The sequence below is a fragment of the Streptomyces sp. NPDC048504 genome, assembly GCF_043200035.1.
Lineage (GTDB): Bacteria > Actinomycetota > Actinomycetes > Streptomycetales > Streptomycetaceae > Streptomyces.
In genome coordinates, this window is the sequence record NZ_JBICXA010000002.1 from 376168 (window position 1) to 399802 (window position 23635).

At 70.1% G+C, this 23635-nt stretch carries 19 protein-coding genes; 6 read left to right on the plus strand and 13 right to left on the minus strand.

The window, feature by feature from the left end:
* The first annotated feature begins 71 nt into the window (after positions 1 to 71).
* Together ACGFY9_RS05950 and ACGFY9_RS05955 are read left to right on the plus strand one after the other, a co-directional pair.
* A complete protein-coding gene (locus tag ACGFY9_RS05950) occupies positions 72 to 845 on the plus strand; it encodes an ABC transporter ATP-binding protein (protein ID WP_393752368.1) in 774 nt (257 codons plus the stop codon).
* Positions 842 to 2449: a transporter gene (locus ACGFY9_RS05955; protein WP_393752370.1), complete on the plus strand. Its 1608-nt coding sequence runs from the start codon at positions 842 to 844 to the stop codon at positions 2447 to 2449. Before ACGFY9_RS05950 ends, ACGFY9_RS05955 begins: the two co-directional genes overlap by 4 nt.
* Positions 2450 to 2608: 159 nt before the next feature.
* Here the strand turns inward: ACGFY9_RS05955 and ACGFY9_RS05960 are convergent, their stop codons facing one another.
* Entirely contained in the window at positions 2609 to 3466 is an 858-nt protein-coding gene (locus tag ACGFY9_RS05960) for an alpha/beta fold hydrolase (RefSeq protein ID WP_393752372.1), read from the minus strand.
* A 597-nt stretch (positions 3467 to 4063) separates the two neighbouring features.
* Positions 4064 to 4756: a metal-dependent transcriptional regulator gene (locus ACGFY9_RS05965; protein ID WP_019057324.1), complete on the minus strand. Its 693-nt coding sequence runs from the start codon at positions 4754 to 4756 to the stop codon at positions 4064 to 4066.
* A 260-nt stretch (positions 4757 to 5016) separates the two neighbouring features.
* Between ACGFY9_RS05965 and ACGFY9_RS05970 the strand changes: the two genes are divergently transcribed.
* Positions 5017 to 5772, plus strand: a complete 756-nt coding sequence (locus tag ACGFY9_RS05970) for an SIS domain-containing protein (RefSeq protein WP_393752374.1) — start codon at positions 5017 to 5019, stop codon at positions 5770 to 5772.
* A gap of 19 nt (positions 5773 to 5791) precedes the next feature.
* Here ACGFY9_RS05970 and ACGFY9_RS05975 read toward each other — a convergent pair whose 3' ends face one another.
* Positions 5792 to 7207, minus strand: a complete 1416-nt coding sequence (locus ACGFY9_RS05975) for a PAS domain-containing protein (protein WP_393752375.1) — start codon at positions 7205 to 7207, stop codon at positions 5792 to 5794.
* Between the two features lie 152 nt (positions 7208 to 7359).
* On the opposite strand from ACGFY9_RS05975, the gene ACGFY9_RS05980 reads away from it, so the two are divergent.
* The gene (locus ACGFY9_RS05980; RefSeq protein WP_393752377.1) at positions 7360 to 7977 is read left to right on the plus strand and encodes a nucleotidyltransferase family protein; all 618 of its coding nucleotides are present in this window, start codon (positions 7360 to 7362) and stop codon (positions 7975 to 7977) included.
* On the opposite strand, the gene ACGFY9_RS05985 is transcribed toward ACGFY9_RS05980, so the two are convergent.
* Entirely contained in the window at positions 7958 to 8428 is a 471-nt protein-coding gene (locus ACGFY9_RS05985; RefSeq protein WP_393752381.1) for a GNAT family N-acetyltransferase, read from the minus strand. The genes ACGFY9_RS05980 and ACGFY9_RS05985 overlap by 20 nt on opposite strands.
* Before the next feature lie 574 nt (positions 8429 to 9002).
* Between ACGFY9_RS05985 and iscB the strand changes: the two genes are divergently transcribed.
* On the plus strand, positions 9003 to 10358 hold the full coding sequence (gene iscB / locus ACGFY9_RS05990; protein ID WP_393752383.1) for an RNA-guided endonuclease IscB: 1356 nt from the start codon (positions 9003 to 9005) through the stop codon (positions 10356 to 10358).
* A gap of 275 nt (positions 10359 to 10633) precedes the next feature.
* Here iscB and pdxH read toward each other — a convergent pair whose 3' ends face one another.
* Positions 10634 to 11314 carry a pyridoxamine 5'-phosphate oxidase gene (pdxH, locus tag ACGFY9_RS05995; RefSeq protein ID WP_393752385.1) on the minus strand — a complete coding sequence of 227 codons (681 nt, stop codon included), beginning with the start codon at positions 11312 to 11314 and terminating at the stop codon, positions 10634 to 10636.
* 222 nt (positions 11315 to 11536) lie between these two features.
* Here pdxH and ACGFY9_RS06000 point away from each other — a divergent pair, with 222 nt between their 5' ends.
* Complete coding sequence (locus tag ACGFY9_RS06000; protein WP_393752387.1) at positions 11537 to 12649, plus strand: citrate synthase 2; 1113 nt, start codon at positions 11537 to 11539, stop codon at positions 12647 to 12649.
* A gap of 75 nt (positions 12650 to 12724) precedes the next feature.
* On the opposite strand, the gene ACGFY9_RS06005 is transcribed toward ACGFY9_RS06000, so the two are convergent.
* From ACGFY9_RS06005 to ACGFY9_RS06040, 8 genes are all read right to left on the minus strand, one after another.
* The gene (locus ACGFY9_RS06005) at positions 12725 to 13342 is read right to left on the minus strand and encodes a TetR/AcrR family transcriptional regulator (RefSeq protein ID WP_393752389.1); all 618 of its coding nucleotides are present in this window, start codon (positions 13340 to 13342) and stop codon (positions 12725 to 12727) included.
* Positions 13330 to 14067, minus strand: coding sequence for an enoyl-CoA hydratase family protein (locus ACGFY9_RS06010; protein WP_393752391.1), 738 nt, complete (start codon positions 14065 to 14067; stop codon positions 13330 to 13332). Before ACGFY9_RS06010 ends, ACGFY9_RS06005 begins: the two co-directional genes overlap by 13 nt.
* Positions 14064 to 15632: a 4-coumarate--CoA ligase family protein gene (locus tag ACGFY9_RS06015; RefSeq protein WP_393752393.1), complete on the minus strand. Its 1569-nt coding sequence runs from the start codon at positions 15630 to 15632 to the stop codon at positions 14064 to 14066. The genes ACGFY9_RS06010 and ACGFY9_RS06015 overlap by 4 nt, the downstream gene beginning before the upstream one ends.
* 61 nt (positions 15633 to 15693) lie before the next feature.
* A complete protein-coding gene (locus tag ACGFY9_RS06020) occupies positions 15694 to 16824 on the minus strand; it encodes an acyl-CoA dehydrogenase family protein (protein WP_393752395.1) in 1131 nt (376 codons plus the stop codon).
* 43 nt (positions 16825 to 16867) lie between these two features.
* Complete coding sequence (locus tag ACGFY9_RS06025; protein WP_393752397.1) at positions 16868 to 18721, minus strand: acetyl/propionyl/methylcrotonyl-CoA carboxylase subunit alpha; 1854 nt, start codon at positions 18719 to 18721, stop codon at positions 16868 to 16870.
* A 26-nt stretch (positions 18722 to 18747) separates the two neighbouring features.
* Positions 18748 to 20346 carry an acyl-CoA carboxylase subunit beta gene (locus ACGFY9_RS06030; protein WP_393752399.1) on the minus strand — a complete coding sequence of 533 codons (1599 nt, stop codon included), beginning with the start codon at positions 20344 to 20346 and terminating at the stop codon, positions 18748 to 18750.
* Positions 20343 to 22070 (minus strand): acyclic terpene utilization AtuA family protein, encoded by a 1728-nt coding sequence (locus ACGFY9_RS06035; protein ID WP_393752401.1) that lies wholly within the window; start codon positions 22068 to 22070, stop codon positions 20343 to 20345. The genes ACGFY9_RS06030 and ACGFY9_RS06035 overlap by 4 nt, the downstream gene beginning before the upstream one ends.
* Positions 22067 to 22867 (minus strand): TIGR03084 family metal-binding protein, encoded by an 801-nt coding sequence (locus ACGFY9_RS06040; protein WP_393752403.1) that lies wholly within the window; start codon positions 22865 to 22867, stop codon positions 22067 to 22069. The genes ACGFY9_RS06035 and ACGFY9_RS06040 overlap by 4 nt, the downstream gene beginning before the upstream one ends.
* Positions 22868 to 23635: the final 768 nt, after the last annotated feature.

Sequence of the window (23635 nt, forward strand, 5' to 3'; positions counted from 1 at the left end):
GGGCCGGTGGGGGCTGGTCGCGCAGTTCCCCGCGCCCCTTAGGTGGGGCACCTGACCGTAGGGTGCAAGGTATGACGTCAGCCGCCGTTCGCGTACACGGGCTCTGGAAGCGGTTTGGGCAGCAAGTTGCCGTGGCCGGGATCGATCTTGAGCTGCCCGCTGGGAAGTTCATCGGGCTGGTCGGGCCCAATGGGGCCGGGAAGACCACCACCCTCTCCATGGTGACCGGGTTGTTGCGGCCCGATCAGGGGAGCGTCGAGGTCGTGGGCCATGACGTCTGGCGGGACCCCGTGGCCGTGAAGGCGCGGATCGGGGTGTTGCCCGAGGGGCTGCGACTCTTCGAGCGGCTCTCGGGGCGTGAACTCCTCGGGTACAGCGGGCGGTTGCGGGGGCTGCCCGGTGCCGAGGTCGACAAGCGGGCCACGCAGCTTCTCGACGTGCTCGACCTGGCCGGGGCGCAGCACAAGCTCGTCGTCGACTACTCGACCGGGATGCGCAAGAAGATCGGGCTCGCCGCCGCTCTCCTCCACAACCCCGAAGTCCTGTTCCTGGACGAGCCGTTCGAGGGCGTCGACCCGGTCTCCGCGCAGACCATCCGGGGCGTCCTGGAGCGCTACACCGCCTCCGGCGCCACCGTCGTCTTCTCCTCCCACGTCATGGAACTCGTCGAGTCCCTCTGCGACTGGGTGGCCGTGATGGCCGCCGGCCGCATCCGCGCCCAGGGCACCCTCGCCGAGGTCCGCGGCGCATCCCCCACCCTCCAGCAGGCGTTCCTGGAACTCGTCGGCGCGGGCGCCCGCGACCACAGTTCCGACCTCGACTGGCTGGGCGGCGGCACCCGATGAGCGAGAGCAGCGCGACGGCCTCGATCACACCCGTCGTCGTACGCCTGAAGCTGTCCCTGCTCCGCAATGGTCTACGGCAGTCCGGTGGCCGGCGGGCCGCGTACGTCGCGTCGGCGGTCGTGGCGCTGCTGTTCGCCGCGCTCCAGCTGCTGGGGCTGATCACGCTGCGCGGGGACACGCACGCGGTCTCCGTGGTCGTCCTCCTGGTCGCGGTGCTGGGGCTGGGCTGGGCGGTCATGCCCCTGTTCTTCCCGTCCGGCGACGAAACCCTCGACCCAACTCGCCTGGTGATGCTGCCGCTTCGGCCCCAGCCCCTGGTACGGGCGCTGCTGGCGGCCTCACTGGTGGGCATCGGCCCCCTGTTCACACTGGTGCTGCTGGCGGGGTCCGTGATCGCGGTGGCGCACGGACCCGCCGCGTACGTAACGGCCGTTTTCGCCGTCGCCCTCGGGCTGCTGATCTGCGTGGCCCTCGCGCGGGCGGTCGCCGCGGCCAACATCCGGCTGCTGACCAGCCGCAGGGGCCGGGACCTGGCGGTGCTGAGCGGGCTGGTGATCGCGGTCGGGGCCCAGTTGGTCAACTTCGGTGTTCAGCGCCTGGGTTCGACCGGGCTGTCCCAACTCGGCCCGGCGGCAGAGGTGTTGCGCTGGGTGCCGCCCGCGTCGGCGGTCGGCGCGGTGGACTCGGTGAGCAAGGGCTCGTACGGCCTGGCGGTCACGCAACTCGCCCTGTCCGTCGGCGCCTTGGCAGCCCTGCTGCTGCTTTGGTCCCGCAGCCTGACCAAGCTGATGACCGCGCCGGACGGCTCGACGCTCCAGTCCGCGGAACCGGCGGCGAAGGACCGGACGTCCACCGGCGGCCTGGCCCGCTTCCTCCCGTCCGGGCGCACGGGGACGGTCATGGAACGCAGCCTGCGGTACATCTGGCGCGACCCCAAGACCAAGGCCGCGTGGGTGACTTCGCTGGCGATCGGTCTGATCGTGCCGGTGTTCAACGCGTTGCAGGGCACGGGCTCGGTGTACTTCGCGTGCTTCGCGGCCGGGATGCTCGGCATCCAGATGTACAACCAGTTCGGCCAGGACACGTCCGCGTTCTGGATGGTCGCGATGACGATCTCCACGACGAAGGACGCCTACGCCGAACTCCGGGCCCGCGCCCTGGCGTTGCTGGTGATCACCCTGCCGTACGCGGCGCTCGTGACCGTCCTGACGACAGCGCTGCTCGGCGACTGGTCCCGGCTCCCGGAGGTCCTCGGCCTCTCCTTCGCCCTCCTCGGCGCGATGCTCGCGACCGGCGCGTGGACCTCGGCCCGCTTCCCCTACTCCATCCCCCAGGGCACCCACAAGAACGTCGCCCCCGGCCAGGCCGGCCTCGCCTGGATCTCCATCTTCGGCGGCATGATCTCCGCGGCCCTCCTGTGCGCCCCCGTCATCACCCTCACCATCTGGGCGAACGTCAGCGCGGACGGCGACCAATGGAGCTGGGTACTGCTGCCGGCGGGGGCGGGGTACGGGGCAGCGCTCACATACGCGGGCCTACACCTGGCAGCACCGGGAACGGCGAGACGCCTGCCGGAAATCCTGGCGGCGGTGAGCAAGGGCTGACTTCTCAGCTCCGGGTCGGGCGATCCCCTCAGGGGCGCGGGAGCGGCGCCTTTCAATCCCGGGGGAGCCACGTCTTTCAGGGGCGCGGGGAACTGCGCGACCGGCCCCCACGGACCCGCACTCGCCACACAACCGAACCCCCCACCCCACTAGGCGCTCTCACACCAGCACCCCATCAAGAAACGGCTCGATAGCCGCCCGCCAAGCCTCCGGCTGGTCGTAATGCACCAGATGCCCGGCATCGGCAACCTCCGCATACTCCCCGCGCGGCAGCACCCGCACCATCTCCTGCGCCTCAGCCCGCCCCAACTCCCCGTCAAGCCCCCGCACCACAAGAGAAGGACACTGCACCTGAGCCAACTCCTCCCAGTGCGCGTCGTACACCCACGTCTCCCGCGACTTCAGCATCTGCCCAGGCTCGAACACCGGCCGCCACCCGTCGGCAGACTCGTGCATGACCTCGGCGTAGAACTCCCCCCGGGACGGATTCGGCCGCTCCACCCACGGGTCGTCCTCGCCGAACCACTTACGGACATCCGCGAGCGTGGCGAAGGGAACGGGCCACGACTCGAACCAGTCGGCCCACTCCCGCTGCGAGGCCGCGCCCAGCGCGGACGCCCGCATGTCGCAGATGATCAACCCCCGCACCAGATCGGGCCGTTTCGCCGCGAGCTGCCACGCGGTGAGCGCGCCCATCGCGTGGCCGATGAGGACGACCGGAGCGAGCCCCAGCTGCTCCAGCGCGGCCTCCGCGTCCTCGACGTAGGCCTCGCGGGTGAAGGCCGCCTGGGGCGGCTTGTCGCTCTGGCCGTGGCCGCGCTGGTCGAGGGCGACGGCGCGGTGCCGTTCGGAGAGCCAGCGGGCGGTGGACGCCCAGTGCGAGGCACGGCCCATCAGGCCGTGCAGTAACAGAACTCCGGGTGCCCGCTCGATCTCCCCCGACTTGGGCGGGTCCGCGAACTCCCATGCGGCCAGGCGTACGCCGCCTGCTCCGGTCACGTCGATGCGCCGCGCCATTGGTCCTGGCACCCCCCTAGCTCCGCACGGACCGCTCGCTCCCGCTTCGAGCCCATCGGTCCTGTGAACCACGCTCTGCCGCTCGTGCCGTTTCTTGTTGCTTCGGTCTCTTTTCCTGCTCGTCTCTTCCTACAGCTCGTGCCCCGCAGGTTTCATCACCCACAGGTTATCGAATACAGATTCGAAAATACCGTCCGCGGCCGCAACACCCCTCGTTCGAGTGACCCGGCCCCGGGAATGATCGCCGCTGCCGGGGGGAGATCTTCAGCGGGAGGCGGACCGCTCGGGGAAACCGGTCCGAAGGGGATGACCTTGAGAGCTCGGGGCTCCGGGTCAGCACAGGGGAGGACAGGCCCCGGCGCCGTGCGGCGCCGGGGCCTTCTCCACGTCTGCGGCACATCCTCCCGCCCCCCTCACGGTCATATGCCTTACGCGACAGACTGGCACGCGCAGCGCCCGAGCGCTGCGATTCAGCGCACTGAATCTCGGATTCGCCGAGTTCGCCGACGGCCTCTCCGAAGCGCCACAACTACCCCTCCCACCCAGCGAGTTGGACGACCCGCAGCTCAGCGCCCGGCCCGCCCCTCGCCCCTCGGCTCAGCGCTTGGCCACGAACACGTGCGAGGCGATCTCCGACTCCAGCTCGGCCGCCTCGCCGCCGCTGCCCACCAGCACCCCGCCCGCCGACTCCGTCACACTCACCACCGAGCCGGGCTGCACGCCCGCGCGGCGCAACGTGTACATCAGCTGCGCGTCCGTCTGGATGGGCTCGCCGATCCGCCGTACGACGACGGTCTTGCCGTCCACACCCGGGTCGAGGTCGGCCAGCGACACCATGCCCTCGTCCAGGAACGGGTCGGCCCCGTCCTTCTCGCCCAGCTCTTCGAGCCCGGGGATCGGATTGCCGTACGGCGACTCCGTGGGGTGGCGCAGCAGCTCAAGGACGCGGCGCTCCACGGCCTCGCTCATCACGTGCTCCCAGCGGCAGGCCTCGGCGTGCACCTGCTCCCACTCCAGGCCGATCACGTCGACGAGCAGACACTCGGCGAGCCGGTGCTTGCGCATCACGCGGGTGGCGAGCCGGCGGCCCTCGTCGGTCAGCTCCAGGTGACGGTCACTGGCCACGGCCACCAGGCCGTCGCGCTCCATGCGCGCCACCGTCTGGCTCACCGTGGGCCCGCTCTGGTCGAGCCGCTCGGCGATGCGGGCGCGCATGGGGACCACACCTTCCTCCTCAAGCTCAAGGATGGTGCGGAGATACATCTCCGTGGTGTCGATCAGTCCGGACATACGTGCCCCTCGATTACCTCTGCCCGAAGCTCGACGGCTCCGCGGCGCGTGCGCTGGCCCTGGACTCAATTCTGACGCATACCACTGACAACCGTGCCGCGCCGCTGAAACCAGCCGGTTACGACCACCTGTGGGCCCCCGCACGGCGGCCCGCCACCCGGGTTCCCCGGCCTTGCCCGCCGTATTGACAGCGCACTGGTCCAGACCGCACGGTGATCCGCGACACAGCCGCATGGCAACCGTACCGAAGGGGCTTCCGCATGAGCGACCGTACGCCGGCCGGCCAGTTCTTCGACGCCGCGATCACCCTCCTCCAGCGGGTCCGCGACGAAGAGGCCGAGCCCGTCCGGGCGGCCGGCACGCTCCTCGCGGACACCGTCGCCGACGGCGGGCGCCTCTTCGCCTTCGGCGCCGGGCACTCCTCCCTCGCGGCCCAGGACGTCGTCTACCGCGCGGGCGGGCTCGCCCTGATGAACCTGCTCACCGTCCCCGGAGTCGTCGGCGTCGACGTCATGCCGGCCACGCTGGGCTCCGCCCTGGAGCGCGTCGACGGCCTCGCCAGCGTCGTCCTGGAGACGTCACCGCTGCGCTCCGGAGACGCCCTGGTGATCATCTCGCTGTCCGGGCGCAACGCGCTCCCCGTGGAGATGGCCATGAAGGCCCGCTCCCTCGGCGTCCGGGTCATCGGCGTGACGTCGGTGGCGTACGCCTCGGAGACGACGTCACGGCACGTCTCCGGGACGTACCTGAAGGACCACTGCGACGTCGTCCTCGACTCGAAGATCGCGATCGGTGACGCGGAACTCACCCTCGACACCATCCCGGCCCCCTTCGCCCCCGCCTCCACGGCCGTCACCACGGCCCTCCTCCAGGCGGTCATGGCCACGGCGGCGGCGACCCTGGCCGACCGCGGCATCGAGCCCCCACTGCTGCGCTCCGGGAACGTGGACGGCGGCCACGAGTGGAACGGCCGGGTGTTCGAGGAGTACCGGGACCGGATCTTCTACCAGTACTGAGCGCCAGCCCCGTAGTGACTCACTTCTCGCCCGCCGCCTCCGCCAGGTCCAGCGCCGCCGCGATCCGTACGGCCACGTCCTCGGCGTAGATCGAGTCGGACCGTTCGAACTGGCTGCGCCCTGCGCCCCGTAGGAACGTCACGACGCCCAGGGTCCGCCCCCGGCTGCGCAGCACCGCGCACAGGGCGTGCACGGCGTCCGTGGGCCACTGCCTGACCCGGGCCCACTCGCGGGCCTGTTCGGGCGGGGCGGTGCCGATGCTGGCCCGCACGGAGCCGACGCGTTCGACGCACTGCAGGGCGGGATGCCCCTCTCCGTAGCGCACGGGCAGCCCGGCGGCGCCGGTGAGCAGGCTGGGGCCGGGTGCGCCCGTGGGCGTAGCGGCGACGCGGATCAGTCGTACGGCCGTGGCACGTACCCCGTCACCATCGTTCAACGATCCGCCGGGGACCCGGTCGATGAGGGCGTGGTCGGCGAAGCCGGCGAGGGCGAAGTCGAGGTGGACGGTCGCCGCGTCGCGCGGGTCCTCGCACTCGGCGGCGGCGCGGGCAGCGCGGTGCAGTTGCTGGGCGCGGAAGCGCAGCAACGAGGCCTCCTGCTCCAGTTGCTTGGCCTCGGTGACGTCCTGGAAGAGCCAGCCGACGCCGAGCGGCACCGGTTCCTCGGTGAGCGGCGAGGCCAGCCGCAGGAACCCGCTCCGCCAGCAGCGCCGCAGGTTGCCCTCGGGCGTCCGGACGCTCACCCAGATCTCCGCGGGCGCCGGCGGCGCACCCTCGGCGAGCACATGCGTGAGCGCGGCCTCCAACTCCTCGACGCCCTGGGCGAGCAACTCACCAAGGGGCCGCCCGAGCACGGAGGTGCGCCCGGTGCCGAGCGCACGAGCGGCATGCGAGTTGACGACGGCGGGCCGCAGATCGGCATCGACGAGCACGACTCCCCAGGAGGCGTCCTCGAACAACGCCTCACTCAGGGCGATCGACCGCTCAAGGTCGATCTGGGCGTGCACTTCACTGAAGGCGCAGTAGACCCCGGCGGGCTTCCCGTCGGGCCCGCGCACGGCGGCGGACTGGGTCCGCACAAGCACCCGCCCACCGTCCTTGGTCAGCAGCGCGAACTCATTGACCTGCCGCCCGGGCGCCTGCATGGCGGACATGAGCCGCCCCTCGACCTCCTCGGCGTCCGCACTCCGTACGGCCCACCCGGCCAGCCCCTGCCGCCCCACGGCCTCGGCCGCGGTCCAGCCCAGGATGCGCTCCGCCTCGCGGTTCCAGTGCGTCAGCACCCCGTCCGCGTCGAAGGCACACAGCGCCGCGTCCATCCCGTCCAGCAACGCGGCCAACAGATCGGACCCACCGACCCCTTCGGGCCCACCGTCCCGCTCGGGCTCGTCGGGACCCAATTCGTCGGTGGTCCCACTACGCCGGGAAGCACTCACCTGGACCCCCTGCAGGCTGCGTCCGCGGACACGACGCGTCGGTTCACTCACTCCCCCTCATTCAACTCGAACGTGACGCAGCACACACCAAGTTCCCGCAAGATTGAAGGAATCGTTGTACGACGCCGGCTCGCTCCCGGCACACTCGACCGATGCCGGCCCGCCTCCCGCTCGACGAACAACTCACCGCGCTACGGACGACATTGTCCCGCAACGAGGTCCTCCTGGAGATCCTCGACCGCACCGCGGCCCTCGGCCTCCCGAACTGGTACCTGACCGCGGGCTGCCTCTTCCAAACCGTCTGGAACGTGGTCACGGACCGTCCCCCGACCCACGCCATCAAGGACTACGACGTCTTCTACTACGACGACACGGACCTCTCCTGGGAGGCCGAGGACAAGATGATCCGCGCAGGCCGCGAGGCCTATGCCGACGACCTGTCCACCAAGCCCGAGGTCGAGATCCGCAACGAGGCCCGCGTCCACCTCTGGTATGAGCAGAAGTTCGGCACCCCGTGCCCGCCGTACGACTCCGTAGAGGCCGCGATCGACTCCTTCGCGGCGACGACATGCTGCCTGGCCGTACGCCTGAAGGAGGACGGCGACTGGCGCGTATACGCCCCGCACGGCCTCTCCGACATCTTCGACCTCGTCGTACGGCCGAACCCGGTCCTGGCCCCACGAGAGGTCTACGAGACGAAGGCGGCCCGCTGGCGGGAAGCCTGGCCGGAGTTGACGGTCCTGCCCTGGCCTACGCCAACCGCAAGGTGATCCACAGGTCGGTCTCGCCGTCCAGCACATAGCGCTCGGTCTCGACGAAACCCCGTGCCTCGGCGAACCGGACCCCGTCCGTGTTGGCGGCCAGGACGACGGTCTCGATCGCACCGGCGCCGAGCGCACGCGCGCGTGTGAGGCCGTTTTCGTAGAGGGCGACTCCGTAGCCGCGCCGCCGGAACTCGGGCAGCACGCGCGCGATGACGGTCACCACGCCGTCCTCCGGGGGACGCACGGTGGAGCAGCCCACGAGCACGTCCCCCAGGTACGCGTTCTCCAGCCGGTTCCGCCCGCTCCGCTCCCGCACCTCGTCGAGAGACATCGCGGCGGGCGGCACGATCAGGTTGTGGACGTGCCGCCAGTCCCGGAGCGCGTTCTCCGCATCCGGTTCCACCGGTTCGATACGCAAATCGGTCACCGTTCGCCGCTCCGCAGGCTGTTCTGTCATGGCAGGACGCTAGGCGAGCAGACCCGCCTCTGCGCGTGAATAACAGGAAGATCGGCTACGCGTTCGACGAATTCGGCCTGTTCGCACGAACGGGCGACTTCTGTTGGATCAAGCCCCGAGGGCAGATCCCGGTCTCTAGCATCGATCGCACACTTCGGAAAGGAGGCCACTCGCTCCCCAGGCATCGACCGGAGTCCGCGCCGCCCCGGCGGACGGACGCAGAGTGGCCAGCCCCAGTCATCGCGATCGCAGGGATCAGGGAGGTACCCCGATGACTACGTTTCCCGTAGGCGAGCAGACCCACCAGGCCGTGCTTCCTCAGCGGCCTGCTCTGGAATCCGTGGGCGCAGACACCCCTGGGAGCAGGGACGAAACGGCTCACGGACTCCCCGCCACCGCGCGGGGCACCGTCGGGGAACATCGGCGAGGGGAGACCGGCGGGCGCGGTACCAGGGCCCGTCGGCGTCACGCCAAGAGCGCTGCCACGGCGGCGAAGGCGGCAGAGAACCGGAGCGGTGACGCTCCCGCACACCACCAGTCGTACACGGGCGGGGTAGGCGCGAGCAGGGTCTTCGTGCTCGCCAGGGACGGACGACCTCTCATGCCCTGCCATCCGGCCCGTGCCCGCGAACTCCTGGGAAGGGGGCGGGCCGTGGTCGCCCGGCAGGTGCCCTTCACTATCCGGCTGAAGGACCGTACGCTCGCCGACTCGGAAGTCGACGGAGTGCAGTTGCGCATCGACCCCGGCTCGAAAGGCACCGGGCTCGTCGTCACCGACGAGAAGAAGGAAGTGAGCCAAGAGGGCGCCACCGTCACCGTCAGACGCGGGCTGGCGTCGATCGAACTCCGGCATCGTGGGGATCAGATCCACCTGTGCATGCGGCAACGCGCCGGTTACCGGCGCAGACGCCGCTCGGCCAACTGCCGCTACCGAGCGCCTCGTTCGGACAACCGGCCCCGTCCCGCAGGATGGCTGCCACCCTCCCTGCGCCACCGGGTCGAGACCGTCCTCTCCCTCGCGACGCGCCTGTGCCGCTACGCCCCCGTCGGCGAAGTCCACATCGAACGCGTCGCGTTCGACACCCGTTCCATGAGTGCGGAAAGGCCCCTGTCCGAAGCCGAGTACAGGCAGGGCCCGCTCGCCGGAGCCACCGCCCGCGCCTACCTCCGTAACAAGTGGAACAGCGCCTGCGCCTACTGCGACGTGCGCGGCCTACCCCTGAACATCGAGCACCTCAGACCCCGCAGCCGCGGAGGCTCCGACCGCGTCTCGAACCTCGTCCTCGCCTGCGTCCCCTGCAACGAGGCCAAGGGCAGCACCCCGGTGGAGACCTTCCTCGCCGACCGGCCCGACCGCCTCGCGAGAATCCTCGAACAGGCCAGGGCACCGCTCCACGACGCCGCCGCCATGAACGCGACCCGTTGGCAGCTCCTGGAGGCTCTGGGCACCCTCGGCAGGCCCGTACGCGCCTGGTCGGGCAGGCGCACGAAAGGCAACCGCAGCGCCATGGGCCTGACCAAGACACACACCCTGGACGCGTTGTCGGTCGGACGTCTGAACCACGGGTACGGCGACGCGATCGTGCGGTACCCGGAGCGGGTGCTTGTCGCCAAGGCCGCCGGGCGCGGCTCCTACGCCCGCACGACTCCGGACCGGTTCGGCTTCCCCCGGCTCCGCCGTGCTCGTACCAAGCAGCACTTCGGGTACGTCACCGGGGATCTCGTACAGGCCACGGTGCCTTCCGGCAAGTGGGCGGGCACGTGGACCGGCCGTATCTCGGTCCGGGCCAGAGGCCAGCACAGCCTGGCGACGCCGAGAGGCCGCGTGAACGTCTCTCACCGGAATCTGCGGCTCCTCCAGCGGGGCGACGGATACGGATACGGCGGTCGCCCGGAGCCGACGCCGTCAACATCCCGAAAAAGCGGTTGATCCGTCGCCGACCGGTTCCTAGTGTGTGGTGCACACGAGAAAGGAGGTGGTTCGGCAGATGTATGAATACCGGACGCGTGAGGTGACTGCGGGCTAGCGGCCCGTCGCCACACCCAGTGCGGTGCCGGACCCGCACGCGAGACATGCGTGCAGCCGGCCCAATCTCCAGCAGTCACCCGACCCGCGAGCTCGCCGGTACGTCCGGCCGGCTCCCCCGCTGTGAGGCGGAGGGACCTGAGCTCGCGGGTCGTCTGTGTTTCCGGGGCCCCGTGAGGTCAGGGGCTCAGGCGGTCCACTCGCCAGGTGCCTGCCGGTTCCGCGGTGTAGCGGAGGCGGTCGTGGAGGCGGTTCTCCCGGCCCTGCCAGAACTCGACCGTCTGGGGGGCGATGCGGAAGCCGCCCCAGTGCGGGGGGACCGGGACCTGTTCGCCCTCGGGGTAGCGGGCGGTCAACTCCTCGTACGAGGACTCCAGTTCGGTGCGGGAGGGGATCACCGCGGACTGGGTGCTGGCCCAGGCGCCGAGCTGGGAGCCGTGCGGGCGGGTGCGGAAGTACGCGGCGGTCTCGTCGCGGCCGGTGCGGCGGGCGGTGCCGGTGACCAGGACCTGGCGGGCCATCGGATGCCAGGGGAAGAGCAGCGAGACGTACGGGTTGGCGCCGAGTTCGCGGGCCTTGCGGGAGTCGTAGTTCGTGTAGAAGACGAAGCCCTGGCCGTCGTAGTGCTTCATGAGGACCGTGCGGGAGCTGGGGCGGCCCTCGGCGTCGGCGGTGGAGACGATCATGGCGTTCGGCTCGTAGACCAGGTCCTGGAGCACTGCCTCCTCGAACCAGCGGCTGAACTGTGTCATGGGGTCGGCTGCCAGGTCGTTCTCGTCGAGGCCCTCCACGCGGTACTGCTTGCGCATCGCGGCGGGGTCGAGGCGGGGATCACGGTCGGTGGGATCGCGGTCGGTCACACGATCATCCTGCCGTACGGCGGTGTGCGGGCGGGTGCGGTTGCGTGCGGTCGTCCACGGTCGCGTGCCGTCGTGGGCCGTCGTGGGCGGCCGCGAGTTCGGGTGGCACTCAGTGCCGTAGACCCTCCCCTTGTGTGGCACTCGGCGTTATGGTGCTGATGTCTCTATCTTCGGCCCGCGAGTCCGCCGTGACCGTGGAGCCACAGCATGAGGAGCCGCCTGATGTCCGACTTCGACCCCTCCTTCGTACCTGGACTCGAAGGAATCGTCGCGTTCGAGACGGAGATCGCCGAGCCGGACAAGGAAGGCGGCGCCCTGCGGTACCGGGGCGTCGACATCGAGGATCTGGTCGGTCACGTCTCGTTCGGCAACGTCTGGGGGCTGCTCGTCGACGGCGCCTTCAACCCCGGACTGCCGCCCGCAGAGCCGTTCCCGATCCCGGTGCACTCCGGGGACATCCGGGTCGACGTGCAGTCCGCGCTGGCCATGCTCGCGCCCGTGTGGGGCCTCAAGCCGCTCCTCGACATCGACGAGGAGCAGGCCCGCGACGACCTCGCCCGGGCCGCCGTCATGGCCCTGTCCTACGTCGCCCAGTCCGCGCGGGGGCAGGGGCACGCGATGGTGCCGCAGAGCGAGATCGACAAGGCGCACTCGGTCGTCGAGCGGTTCATGATCCGGTGGCGGGGGGAGCCGGATCCCAAGCATGTTGCCGCCGTCGACGCCTATTGGACTTCTGCTGCCGAGCACGGCATGAACGCGTCCACGTTCACGGCTCGCGTCATCGCCTCCACCGGTGCCGATGTCGCCGCCGCGTTGTCCGGGGCCGTGGGGGCGATGTCCGGGCCTCTGCATGGAGGGGCGCCGTCTCGTGTGCTCGGGATGATCGAGGAGATCGAGCGGACCGGGGATGCGGATGCGTACGTTCGGCAGGCGCTCGACAAGGGTGAGCGGTTGATGGGGTTCGGGCACCGGGTTTATCGGGCCGAGGATCCTCGGGCGCGTGTACTGCGGCGTACTGCGCGGGAGTTGGGGGCGCCGCGGTTCGAGATCGCGGAGGCGTTGGAGAAGGCCGCGCTCGCGGAGTTGCACGCTCGGCGGCCCGACCGGGTGCTCGCGACCAACGTCGAGTTCTGGGCGGCGATCGTGCTGGACTTCGCTGAGGTGCCGGCGCACATGTTCACGTCGATGTTCACGTGTGCGCGTACGGCGGGGTGGTCGGCGCACATTCTTGAGCAGAAGCGGACGGGGCGGCTTGTGCGGCCGTCTGCTCGGTATGTGGGGCCGGAGTCTCGTGGGCCTCAGTCGATCACGGGGTACTCGGATATCGCCCGCTGAAGAGGGGCCTGAGGTGTGTGGGCGACTGCGGGCCGGATGTGGCTGGTCGCGCAGTTCCCCGCGCCCCTAAGAACCTCACCCCAAGGCGTGTTCCAGGAGTGCTGCCCATTGGGCTACCACCCTCTCCCGCCTGGCCCTGTCGTCCGTGAGCAGGTTGGCCAGGCCCAAGCCCCTTGCCATGTCCAGGAGGCCCTGGACTGTTTCGCGCACGCCCTGTCTCGACTCGTCCGCGTTCAGCAGCTCCACCGCGATCCGGTGGGTCTCCCGGCCCACCTTCGCCTCCAACTCCGTTACCCTGGGGCGGAGTTGCTCCTCGTTCGACGCGGCTACCCAGAGGTGCAGGGCTGCGCGGAACAACGGGCCCGTGTAGAGGTCGACCAGGGCCTCGATCACTGCTCGTCGGTCTGCGGCGCCCTCCGGGAACAGGGCTCGGAGAGCCGTGGAGCGTTCCTCGGCGACGTACTCGACCGCCGCCGTGAACAGGTCCTCGCGGGTGGGGAAGTGATGTTGGGCGGCGCCTCGGGAGACGCCGGCTCGTTCGGCTACGACGGAGACCGTGGAGCCTGCCCAGCCGTGTTCGGCAAGGCAGGACACGGCGGCTTCGAGGAGGCGTTGCCGGGTGGCCCTGCTGCGGTCCTGCTTGGGTCTGCGGTCGACCGCGCCCGGCGCCGTCGTCGTGCTCACACCACCCATGCGGGATCCCGTCGTTCGAGGAATGCTGTCATCCCCTCGCGGGCCTGCGCGGAGCCGAACAGCCGTGCCGAGAGCGCGGTCAGGTCGGCCGCGTCCCGGTCGAAGGTCTCCAGCACCCTAGCTGTGAGCAGCCGTTTCGTCTCGGCCAGGGCCTCGGGAGCGGCTCGGCGCAGGCCGTCGAGGATCGGTGCGAGTGTCTTGTCTACGTCCTCTCCCGCCAGCGTCAGCAAGCCTGCGCGGGTCGCTTCCGTCGCGTCGAAACGCTCGCCGGTGAGGTAGTAGCGGGCCAGGGCTCGCGGGTCCGTGCGGGGCAGGAGGGGGAGGGAGATCACCGCCGGGGCGACCCCGATCCGTACCTCTGTGAACGCGAAGGTGGTGGATGTGGTCGCCGCTGCCGCTATGTCGCAGGCCGCCAACAGGCCTACGCCGCCTGCCCTTACGTGGCCTGTCACTCTCGCCACCACCGGCTTGGGGAGTTCCACGATCTGGCGGAGTACGGCCACCAGGGCGTCCGGGGGTGGTGGGTCCCGTAGGTCCGCGCCCGCGCAGAACGTGTTGCCGGTGTGGGTGAGGACGACCGCCCGTACGTCGGCGTCCTTCGCGCACTCGGTCAGCGCCTCCGCCAACTCGCTTACCAGGGAAGCCGACAGGGCGTTCCTGGTGTCCGGTGAGTCCAGGCTCAGGGTCTCGATGCCACGCGCGCGTGCACGGCCGATCAGCGTCATGCGCGGCCTCGCAGTTCCCGGCGCAGGATCTTGCCGGAGGCGGCTCGTGGGACGGCGTCGATGAAGGTGACGATGCGGACGCGTTTGTACGGGGCGACGCGTTCGGCGACGTACATCAGGACCTCGCTCCGGGAGAGGTCGGGGGCGGTGGGGTGGCGGACCACGTACGCGTGCGGGACCTCGTTGTTGTCGTCGTTGTACTCGCCCACGACGGCCGCGTCGGCGATGCCGGGGTGGGTGAGCAGGAGGGCCTCCAGTTCGGCGGGGGCCACCTGGAAGCCCTTGTACTTGATGAGTTCCTTGACGCGGTCGACGACGAACGTCCAGCCGCCGCCGTCCACGTAACCGACGTCCCCGGTGCGCAGCCAGCCGTCCGGGTCGATCATCGCGGCGGTCTCGTCGGGGCGGCCGAGGTAGCCCTTCATCACCTGGGGGCCGCGGATGAGGAGTTCGCCCGCCTCGCCGATGCCGAGGTCCTTGTCGGGGTCGTCGAGGGAGACGACCCGCATCTCGGTGCCGGCGATGAGTTTGCCGACGGTTCCCGGGGGTGCGCTGGGCATGTCCCGTACGGGGACCACGTGGGTGCCCGGGGACAGTTCCGTCATGCCGTACGCCTGGCCTACGGGTGGCAGGCCCAGGCGCTGTGAGCAGGCGGCGGCGAGGTTCGCGTCGAGGGGGGCTGCGGCGCTGATGATGTATTTGAGGGACGAGAGGTCGTACTGCGCGACCGCGGGGTGCTTGGCGAGGGCCAGGACTATGGGCGGGGCCACGTAGAGGCCGGTGATGCGGTGGTTCTCGATGGCCGCGAGGAAGGTCTCCAGCTCGAAGCGCGGGAGGACGACGACTGCGGCGCCCTTCCTCAGGGGGGCGTTCATCAGGGCCGTCAGACCGTAGATGTGGAAGAAGGGCAGGACGGCGAGGATGCGGTCGCCGGGGCCGGTGGGGACCGCGGGCTCCAACTGGGCAAGGTTTGTCGCTATTTGGCGGTGGGTGAGCATCACGCCCTTGGGGCTGCCGGTCGTGCCCGAGGAGTACGGGAGGGCCGCCACGTCCGTCACCGGGTCGATGTCGACCGTCGGCTCGGGAGCTGTGGAGCCGAGCATGTCGGCGAGGGAGCGGTGACCGGGCGCGCTGTCGCAGACGAATATCTCCTCGACGCCGCCCGCGAGTTCGGCGGCACGGCGTGCCGTGTCGACGAGGGGGGACAGGGTGACGATCCAGCGGGCCTCGGAGTCGCGCAGCTGCTTGGCGAACTCCTCCGGGGTGGCGAGCGGGTGCACCGTCGTGACGGAGGCACCCGCGCGCGTGGCGGCGTAGAACGCCAGGGGAAAAGCGACCGTGTTGGGGCTGTGCAGGGCGAGCACGTCCCCCTTGCGCACGCCCGCGTCCGCGAGGCCGGCCGCGATCCGCCGGTGGAACGCGTCGAGTTGGGTGTACGTGAGGGTGGTGCCGTCCGTGCCGTCGACCAGCGCGGGTTCGTCGCCGAACTCGGTGGCCCGGGCCAACACCGCGTCGTGGATGGGAAGTTCGACGGCCGGTACGTCTGCGTACTCGCTGCGGAACATGGTTCCTCCTAGCGCGGACTGGCGCGGGGCTTCGGGTGGGCTTCAGGCCTCGGGACCCGGATCAGTACGACTTGGGGAGGCCCAGGGTCTGATGGGAGACGTAGTTGAGAATCATCTCCCGGCTCACCGGAGCAATACGAGCCACGCGCGCGGCGGTTATCAACGAAGCGAGCCCGAATTCCCGCGTGAGGCCGTTGCCGCCGAGGGTGTGCACGGACTGGTCCACGGCCCGCACGCAGGCCTCGCCGGCCGCGTACTTGGCCATGTTGGCGGCCTCGCCCGCGCCCACGTCGTCGCCGGCGTCGTACAGATGCGCCGCCTTCTGCATCATCAGGCGGGCGAGTTCGAGGTCGATGTGCGCCTGCGCGAGGGGGTGTGCGATGGCCTGGTGGGCGCCGATGGGGGCGTCCCATACCGTGCGGTCGCGGGCGTACTCGATCGCTCGGGCCAGCGCGTAGCGGCCCATGCCGATCGCGAAGGCGGCGGTCATGATGCGTTCGGGGTTGAGACCGGCGAAGAGTTGGAGCAGGCCCGCGTCCTCGTCTCCTACGAGTGCGTCCGCCGGGAGTCGTACGTCGTCCAGGGTCAGCTCGAACTGCTTCTCCGCGGCCTGGAGTTCCATGTCTATCTGGCGGCGGGTGAAGCCGGGTGCGTCTCGCGGGACGATGAACAGGCAGGGCTTCAGGCGGCCTGTGCGGGAGTCTTCCGTGCGGCCGACTATGAGGGTCGCGTCGGCCAGGTCCACGCCGGAGATGAAGACCTTGCGGCCGGTGAGGAGCCAGTCCGTGCCGTCTTTGCGTGCCGTGGTGGTGATGCGGTGGCTGTTGGAGCCGGCGTCCGGCTCTGTGATGCCGAAGGCCATCGTTCGGGTGCCGTCCGCCAGGGCGGGGAGCCAGGTTTGTTTTTGGGCTTCTGTGCCGAAGCGGGCGATTACTGTGCCACAGATTGCTGGTGACACGACCATCATCAGGAGGGGGCAGCCTGCTGCGCCCAACTCCTCCAGGACGATGGAGAGTTCGGAGATGCCGCCTCCGCCGCCGCCGTATTCTTCGGGGACGTTGACGCCCAAGTAGCCGAGTTTTGCTGCCTCGGACCAGAGTTGTTCTCGGTCGTAGGTGCGGCCGTGGCGTTTGCCCAGGGCGGATACGGCTGAACGTAGGGCCTTGTGTTCTTCGGTTTCGGTGGTGGGCATGTGGCTCCCTCGTTGTGGCTGGTCGCGCAGTTCCCCGCGCCCCTTAGGTGGGCTCTACTACCGCCAATAGGGCGGCGAGCTGGATCTGTTGGCCAGGTACTGCGTTCAGGGCCGCTAGCTTTCCCGTGACCGGGGCTGTGATCTTGTGTTCCATCTTCATTGCCTCTAGCCACAACAGGGGCTCACCGGCTGATACTTGGGCTCCTACGGCCAGGCCTTCCGCCACCCTCACCACCGTGCCCGGCATCGGTGCCAGCAGGGAGCCGGGGGCCAGTTGGGCGGTGGGGTCGGGGAAGCGGGGTAGGGCTGTCAGGGTGGTCGCGTTCACGTACACCTGGTCGGTGCCGTAGCTCGCGACCTCGAACTTCCGCCGTACGCCGTCCACTTCGAGTACGACGAGACGCGCGTCGGCGTGTATTACGCGTACCCCGTCCGCCGTCAGGCCTTCCCTCGTGTGGCGGTACTGGACCTCGCGCTCGGTGTCGCCCATGGCGTAGCGCTTCACCTGTGGCTGGGACGGTAGGTTGCGCCAGCCGCCGCCTCCGAAGCGGGAGCGGCCGTGGGTGTCGGCCAGGGCTGCGGCGAGGGGGGCGTGCGGGTCGGGGGTGGTCTCCGTGAGTTCCGGGAGGTGGCGGTCGTAGAAGCCCGTGTCCATGTGGGCCGTCGTGAACTCCTTGTGGCGCAGGGAGTTGACGAGGAGGGCGCGGTTCGTGATCGGGCCGTGGATCGTTGCCTGTTCGAGGGCTCCGGCGAGTTTGCGGAGGGCCTCCGCACGGGTGGGGGCGTGGGCTACGACCTTGGCGAGCATCGGGTCGTAGTGGATGCCTATGTCGTCGCCGTCGGTGTAGCCGGTGTCGAGGCGGACGCCGGTCGGGACGGACAGGTGGTGCAGGGTGCCGGTCTGGGGGGTCCAGTCGTGGGACGGGTCTTCGGCGTAGAGGCGGGCCTCTACGGCGTGGCCGTGCGGGTGCGGGGGTTCGTTTTCCAGGGGCTCGCCCTCCGCGATGCGCAGTTGCAGAGCCACCAGGTCGATGCCGAACACGGCCTCCGTTACGGGGTGTTCGACCTGGAGGCGGGTGTTCATCTCCAGGAAGTGCGGCCTGTTGTCGGAAGCGACCAGGAACTCGACCGTTCCGGCGCCCTCGTAGGCGACCGCGCGGGCGGCGTGTACCGCCAACTTGCCGAGTTCCTCCGCCAGTTGATCTGGCAGGCCCGGTGCCGGGGACTCCTCTATCACCTTCTGGTGGCGGCGTTGGAGGGAGCAGTCGCGGGTGCCGAGGGACCAGACCGTGCCGTGGGTGTCGGCGAGGATCTGTACCTCGACGTGTCGGCCGCCTTCCACGTAGGGCTCGACGAAGACCTCGCCGTCGCCGAAGGCGCTGGTCGCCTCGGCGCGGGCGGCCGTCAACTCGGCCTCCAGGTCTGCGAGTTGGCGTACGACACGCATGCCGCGGCCGCCACCGCCCGCCGCGGCCTTCACCAGGACCGGGAGGTCGTTCTCGGTGACGTTTTCCAAGGGGGCGATGCCCATCAGTTGCTTGGCGCGGGTCTTGGAGGCCATGGCCTCGATCGCCTCGGGCGGGGGGCCGATCCAGAGCAGGCCGGCGGCCTGGACGGCGCGGGCGAAGTCGGCGTTCTCGGAGAGGAAGCCGTAGCCGGGGTGGACGGCGTCCGCGCCCGCCGCGACCGCCGCCTTCACGATCAACTCCCCGCGCAGGTACGTCTCCGTGGGCGTCGAGCCTGGCAGCCGTACCGTCGCGTCGGCCACGCGTGCGTGGAGCGCGTTCTCGTCGGCGTCCGAGTGCACGGCGACCGTCCGGATGCCCAGCTCGCGGCACGTGCGGAAGATCCGGCAGGCGATCTCGCCCCGGTTGGCGACCAGTACTGTCGAAATCACGTGGCCCCTCACATCTGTCATGGCCGTCACATCCGGAAGACGCCGAAGCCACCGCGCGCGCCCTCGTAGGGCGCGGTGTGGATGGCGGACAGGCACAGGCCGAGGACGGTGCGGGTGTCGCGCGGGTCGATGACACCGTCGTCGTACAGCCGCCCCGACAGGAACATCGGCAGGGACTCGGACTCGATCTGCTGCTCCACCATGGCGCGCAGCGCCGCGTCCGCGTCCTCGTCGTAGGGCCGCCCCTTCGCTACGGCCGACTGGCGGGCGACGATCGACAGCACGCCGGCGAGCTGTTGGGGGCCCATGACGGCGGACTTGGCGCTGGGCCAGGCGAAGAGGAAGCGGGGGTCGTAGGCGCGGCCGCACATGCCGTAGTGGCCGGCGCCGTACGAGGCGCCCATGAGGACGGACAGATGCGGTACGCGGCTGTTGCTGACGGCATTGATCATCATCGCGCCGTGCTTGATGATGCCGCCCTGTTCGTACTCCTTGCCGACCATGTAGCCGGTGGTGTTGTGCAGGAAGAGCAGCGGGATGTCGCGCTGGTTGGCCAACTGGATGAACTGGGCGGCCTTTTGGGACTCCTGGCTGAAGAGGACGCCTTGGGCGTTCGCCAGGATGCCGACCGGATAGCCGTGCAGGGTCGCCCAACCCGTCACCAGGCTCGTGCCGTAGAGGGGCTTGAACTCGTCGAAGTCGGAGGCGTCGACGAGGCGGGCGACGACCTCGCGGGGATCGAAGGGGGTCTTCAGGTCCCCCGGGACGATGCCCAGCAGCTCGTCCTCGTCGTACTTGGGGGGTGCCGCCGGGGCCGGATCGCCGTACGCCTTGCGGTGGTTGAGGCGGGCGACGACGCGGCGTGCCTGCCGCAGGGCGTCCTGCTCGTCGACGGCGAAGTGGTCCGCGAGCCCCGAGACGCGCGCGTGCATCTCGGCGCCGCCGAGCGACTCGTCGTCGCTCTCCTCACCGGTCGCCATCTTCACGAGCGGCGGCCCGCCGAGGAACACCTTCGCGCGCTCCTTGACCATGATCACGTGGTCGGACATGCCGGGGATGTACGCGCCGCCGGCGGTCGAGTTCCCGAAGACGACCGCGATGGTGGGGATACCGGCGGCCGAAAGCCGGGTCAGATCACGGAAGATGGCGCCGCCCGGGATGAAGATCTCCTTCTGGGACGGCAGATCGGCACCCCCGGACTCCACGAGGCTGATGCAGGGGAGGCGGTTGGCGAGGGCGATGTCGTTGGCCCGCAGGGCCTTCTTCAGCGACCAGGGATTACTGGCTCCGCCGCGCACGGTCGGGTCGTTGGCGGTGATCAGGCACTCCACGCCTTCCACGACCCCGATGCCGGTGACGAGCGAGGCGCCGACCGCGTAGTCGCTGCCCCAGGCGGCGAGCGGGGAGAGTTCGAGGAAGGGGGTGTCGGGGTCGAGGAGCAGCTCGATGCGCTCGCGGGCGAGCAACTTGCCGCGTTTACGGTGCCGTTCGACGTACTTCGGCCCGCCACCCGCGAGCGCTTTCGCGTGCTCGGCGTCGAGTTCGCCGAGTTTGGCGAGCATGGCCTCGCGGTTGGCCGTGTAGTCGGAACCGTTGGTGTCCAGGGCGGTCGGGAGGACGGTCACAGGAGGACCTCCGGTATGTCCAGACGACGGGAACGCAGCCATTCGCCCAGGGCCTTGGCCTGCGGATCGAAACGGTGCTGGGCGGCGACGCCCTCGCCGAGAATCCCCTCGACGACGAAGTTGAGGGCGCGCAGGTTGGGAAGGACGTGCCGGGTGACACCCAACTCGGCGGTCTCCGGCAGGAGTTGCTTGAACTGCTCGACGGTCAGCGCATGGGCGAGCCAGCGCCACGCCTCATCCGTACGCGCCCACACCCCCACGTTGGCGTTCCCTCCCTTGTCACCGCTACGGGCCCCGGCGACCAGACCAAGGGGCGCCCGCGTCGTGGGCCCGTCCCCCAGAGGCTCGGGGAGGGCCGGCTGCGGAAGGTCTTCCAGTACGCGGGTGTCGTGGGCTGGGGCCACAGCAACCCGGCGCCCGTCATGGAGGACGGCCACATGGTCGACGGCCCCGTGGGGGACATACACATCATCGAAGACGCCATAGGGCGCTCCCTTTCCAGGTGGGGTCAGCACATGGAAGCCGGGGTAACTGGCCAGTGCGAGCTCGACGGCGGCGGCACTCAACGCCCGCCCGACGAGCTCCTGATCGGGATCCCGCACGACGAGCCGCAGCAGTGCGCTGGCGGTCTCCTCGGTGGAGGCGTCCGCATGGTCGGTACGGGCGAGATCCCAACGGAGTTCACCTGGCCGGGACTTGGCGTTCCCCTCGCCGAACGCGGCCTCCATCTGCTCCCGGACTAGCGTGGCCTTGCGCTCGATGTCGAGCCCGGTGAGGACGAAGGTGACCTCGTTGCGGAAGCCGCCCAGCCGATTGAGCCCGACCTTGAGAGTCGGCGGTGGAGCTTCCCCCCGCACGCCCTCGATCCGCACCCGATCGCCCCCACCCCCGTCCCCGGTCCCGTCCTCGCTGAGCCGCACGGTGTCGAGGCGGGCGGTGACATCGGGACCGGCATAGCGCGCGCCGTGCGTCTCGTAGAGGAGCTGCGCGGTGACGGTACCGACGTCCACGACTCCCCCCGTGCCGGGGTGCTTGGTGATGACGCAGGAGCCGTCGTCATGGATCTCGGCGAGCGGGAAGCCGGGGCGGCGGAGCTTCTCCGGTGCGTGCTCGGTGAAGAAGGCGTAGTTGCCGCCGGTCGCCTGGGTCCCGCACTCCAGCACATGTCCGGCGACCACGGCCCCCGCGAGCCGGTCGTGGTCGCCGGCACCCCACCCGAAGTGAGCGACGGCAGGCCCGGTGACCAGGGCGGCATCGGTGACCCGCCCGGTGACCACGACGTCGGCCCCCGCATCAAGGCAGGCGGCGATCCCGAAGCCACCGAGATAGGCGTGCGCGGCAAGGGCATCCGGATACCGCCCGGCGAGATCGTCCCCCTCCACATGCGCGACCCGTACGGCTATCCCGAGCCGACCGGCCAACTTCCTTACGGCGTCGGCGAGTCCGGCGGGATTGAGCCCCCCGGCGTTGGTGACGATCCGCACCCCACGCTCCTGGGCGAGCCCGAGACTCTCCTCCAACTGCTTGAGGAAGGTACGGGCGTACCCGGCGCCGGGGTCCTTCAGCCGGTCCCGACCCAGGATGAGCATGGTCAACTCGGCGAGGTAGTCACCGGTGAGGACGTCCACTTGGCCGCCGGTGAGCATCTCGCGGAGGGCGTCGAACCGGTCGCCGTAGAAGCCGGAGGCGTTGCCTATGCGGAGGGGGGCGACGGTGGAGGTCACTGTCCGGCACCCTTCGTCTTCGGCGGGCGTCCGGCACCGGGTGGCCCCGCGAAGGCCTGGGCGATGTCGAGCCACCGATCGGCATCGGCGCCGACCGCCTCCACCGCGAGGTCGGTGCGGTGGGCGCGCTGGGTGACGAGGAGGCAGAAGTCGAGGGCGGGGCCGGTGACGCGTTGCGGGGCGCCTTCGGGGCCGTAGACCCACAACTCACCGGAGGGAGCGCGGAGTTCAACACGGAACTCCTCGCTCGGCGGGGTGAGCCCGTGCACACCAAAGGCGAAGTCACGTGCGCGCACACCGATGCGCACCACATGCCGGAGCCGGTCCGTAGGTGGCCGGACCACACCAACCGCGTCGGCGACATCCTGCCCATGGGCCCAGGTCTCCATAAGCCGACCGGTGGCCATGGAGGCGGCCGACATGGGTGGGCCGTACCAGGGGAAGCGGGTTCCTGTGGGCGCGGCGTACAGGGCCGCCAGGAGTGCGGCCCGCCCGGCCCGCCAGTCGGCGAGAAGCTGGGCGGGTGTCTTCGCGGCCCCTTCCTGCGCCCCCTCGTCCACGAACGTCTCGGGAGTGGCGAGCGCCTTCTCGACCAACGCCCGGAACGCTTCCTCGTCCGTCACGGCGAGCAGGGCGGAGTGGTCGGTCCAGGCCAGGTGGGCGATCTGGTGGGCGACGGTCCAGCGGGCAGCGGGCGTCTCGATGGCCCAGCCCTCCGGCCCCAACTCGGCCACAAGCCGGTCGAGTTCCTCGCTCTCCTCACGCAGGTCGTCGAACACGCGCGTCGGATCGGACATGGGGGGAGCATGGCAGGGGCGCCAGAAACAATCAAGCGTGCTTGCATTATTAGGCGGGGGGGGGTGGGGTGAGGGCGGGACGGGGAGTGCTGTGGGCCTGAGTTGTGAGGTGACCGTTGGGCCGCCCGCTTCTTGGTCAGTGTCGGGATTGCGGGAGCCGAGTAAAGGGCGCTCCCTGCGGTCGCGTCGGCTACGCCGATTGCGCTGCGCTCCACCCTTGACTCGTCTCCCGCAATCCCGGTTGAGAAGCGAGCGGGCGGCCCCGAGGGATGGGTGGCCAGGGAGCCGTCCCCTTGCCTGAACTGTGCTGTCGGCCGGTGCGTGGGGGCGCGTTCGCGTCTCGCCAGCACGCCGCCTCGGCTCAGCGGCCAGCGGTGGGTGGGTGGTTGCGGGAAGCCGGGGGTAAAGCTAACCACCGTCGCGACCTTTGACCGGTTAGAAATGACCCCGGCTTCCAGAGGAGGCGAGGCTGGTGTGGTGGGCGCGTCGGCGTCTCGCCCGCACGCCGGGTCGTCTCGGCGGCTGCCTGCCGGTGGGGACTTGCTGCACAAGAGGCTGACAGGCTGAGTGGCTGAGTGGCCAAGAGGCAGGGGGGGGTGGGGAGTTCGCGGCCGGAGGGTGAGGGGATGTGCTCGCGTCTTGCCTGCGTGCTGGGTGGGTTGGCCGCTTCCGGCCGGTGGTGTGCGCGGGGGCCGGCCTCGCCCCCGTAAGCAGCAGGTCAGGGGCAACGGGTAGTGGTGGGTGGTGGGTGATTGGCGGTTGTGGGCC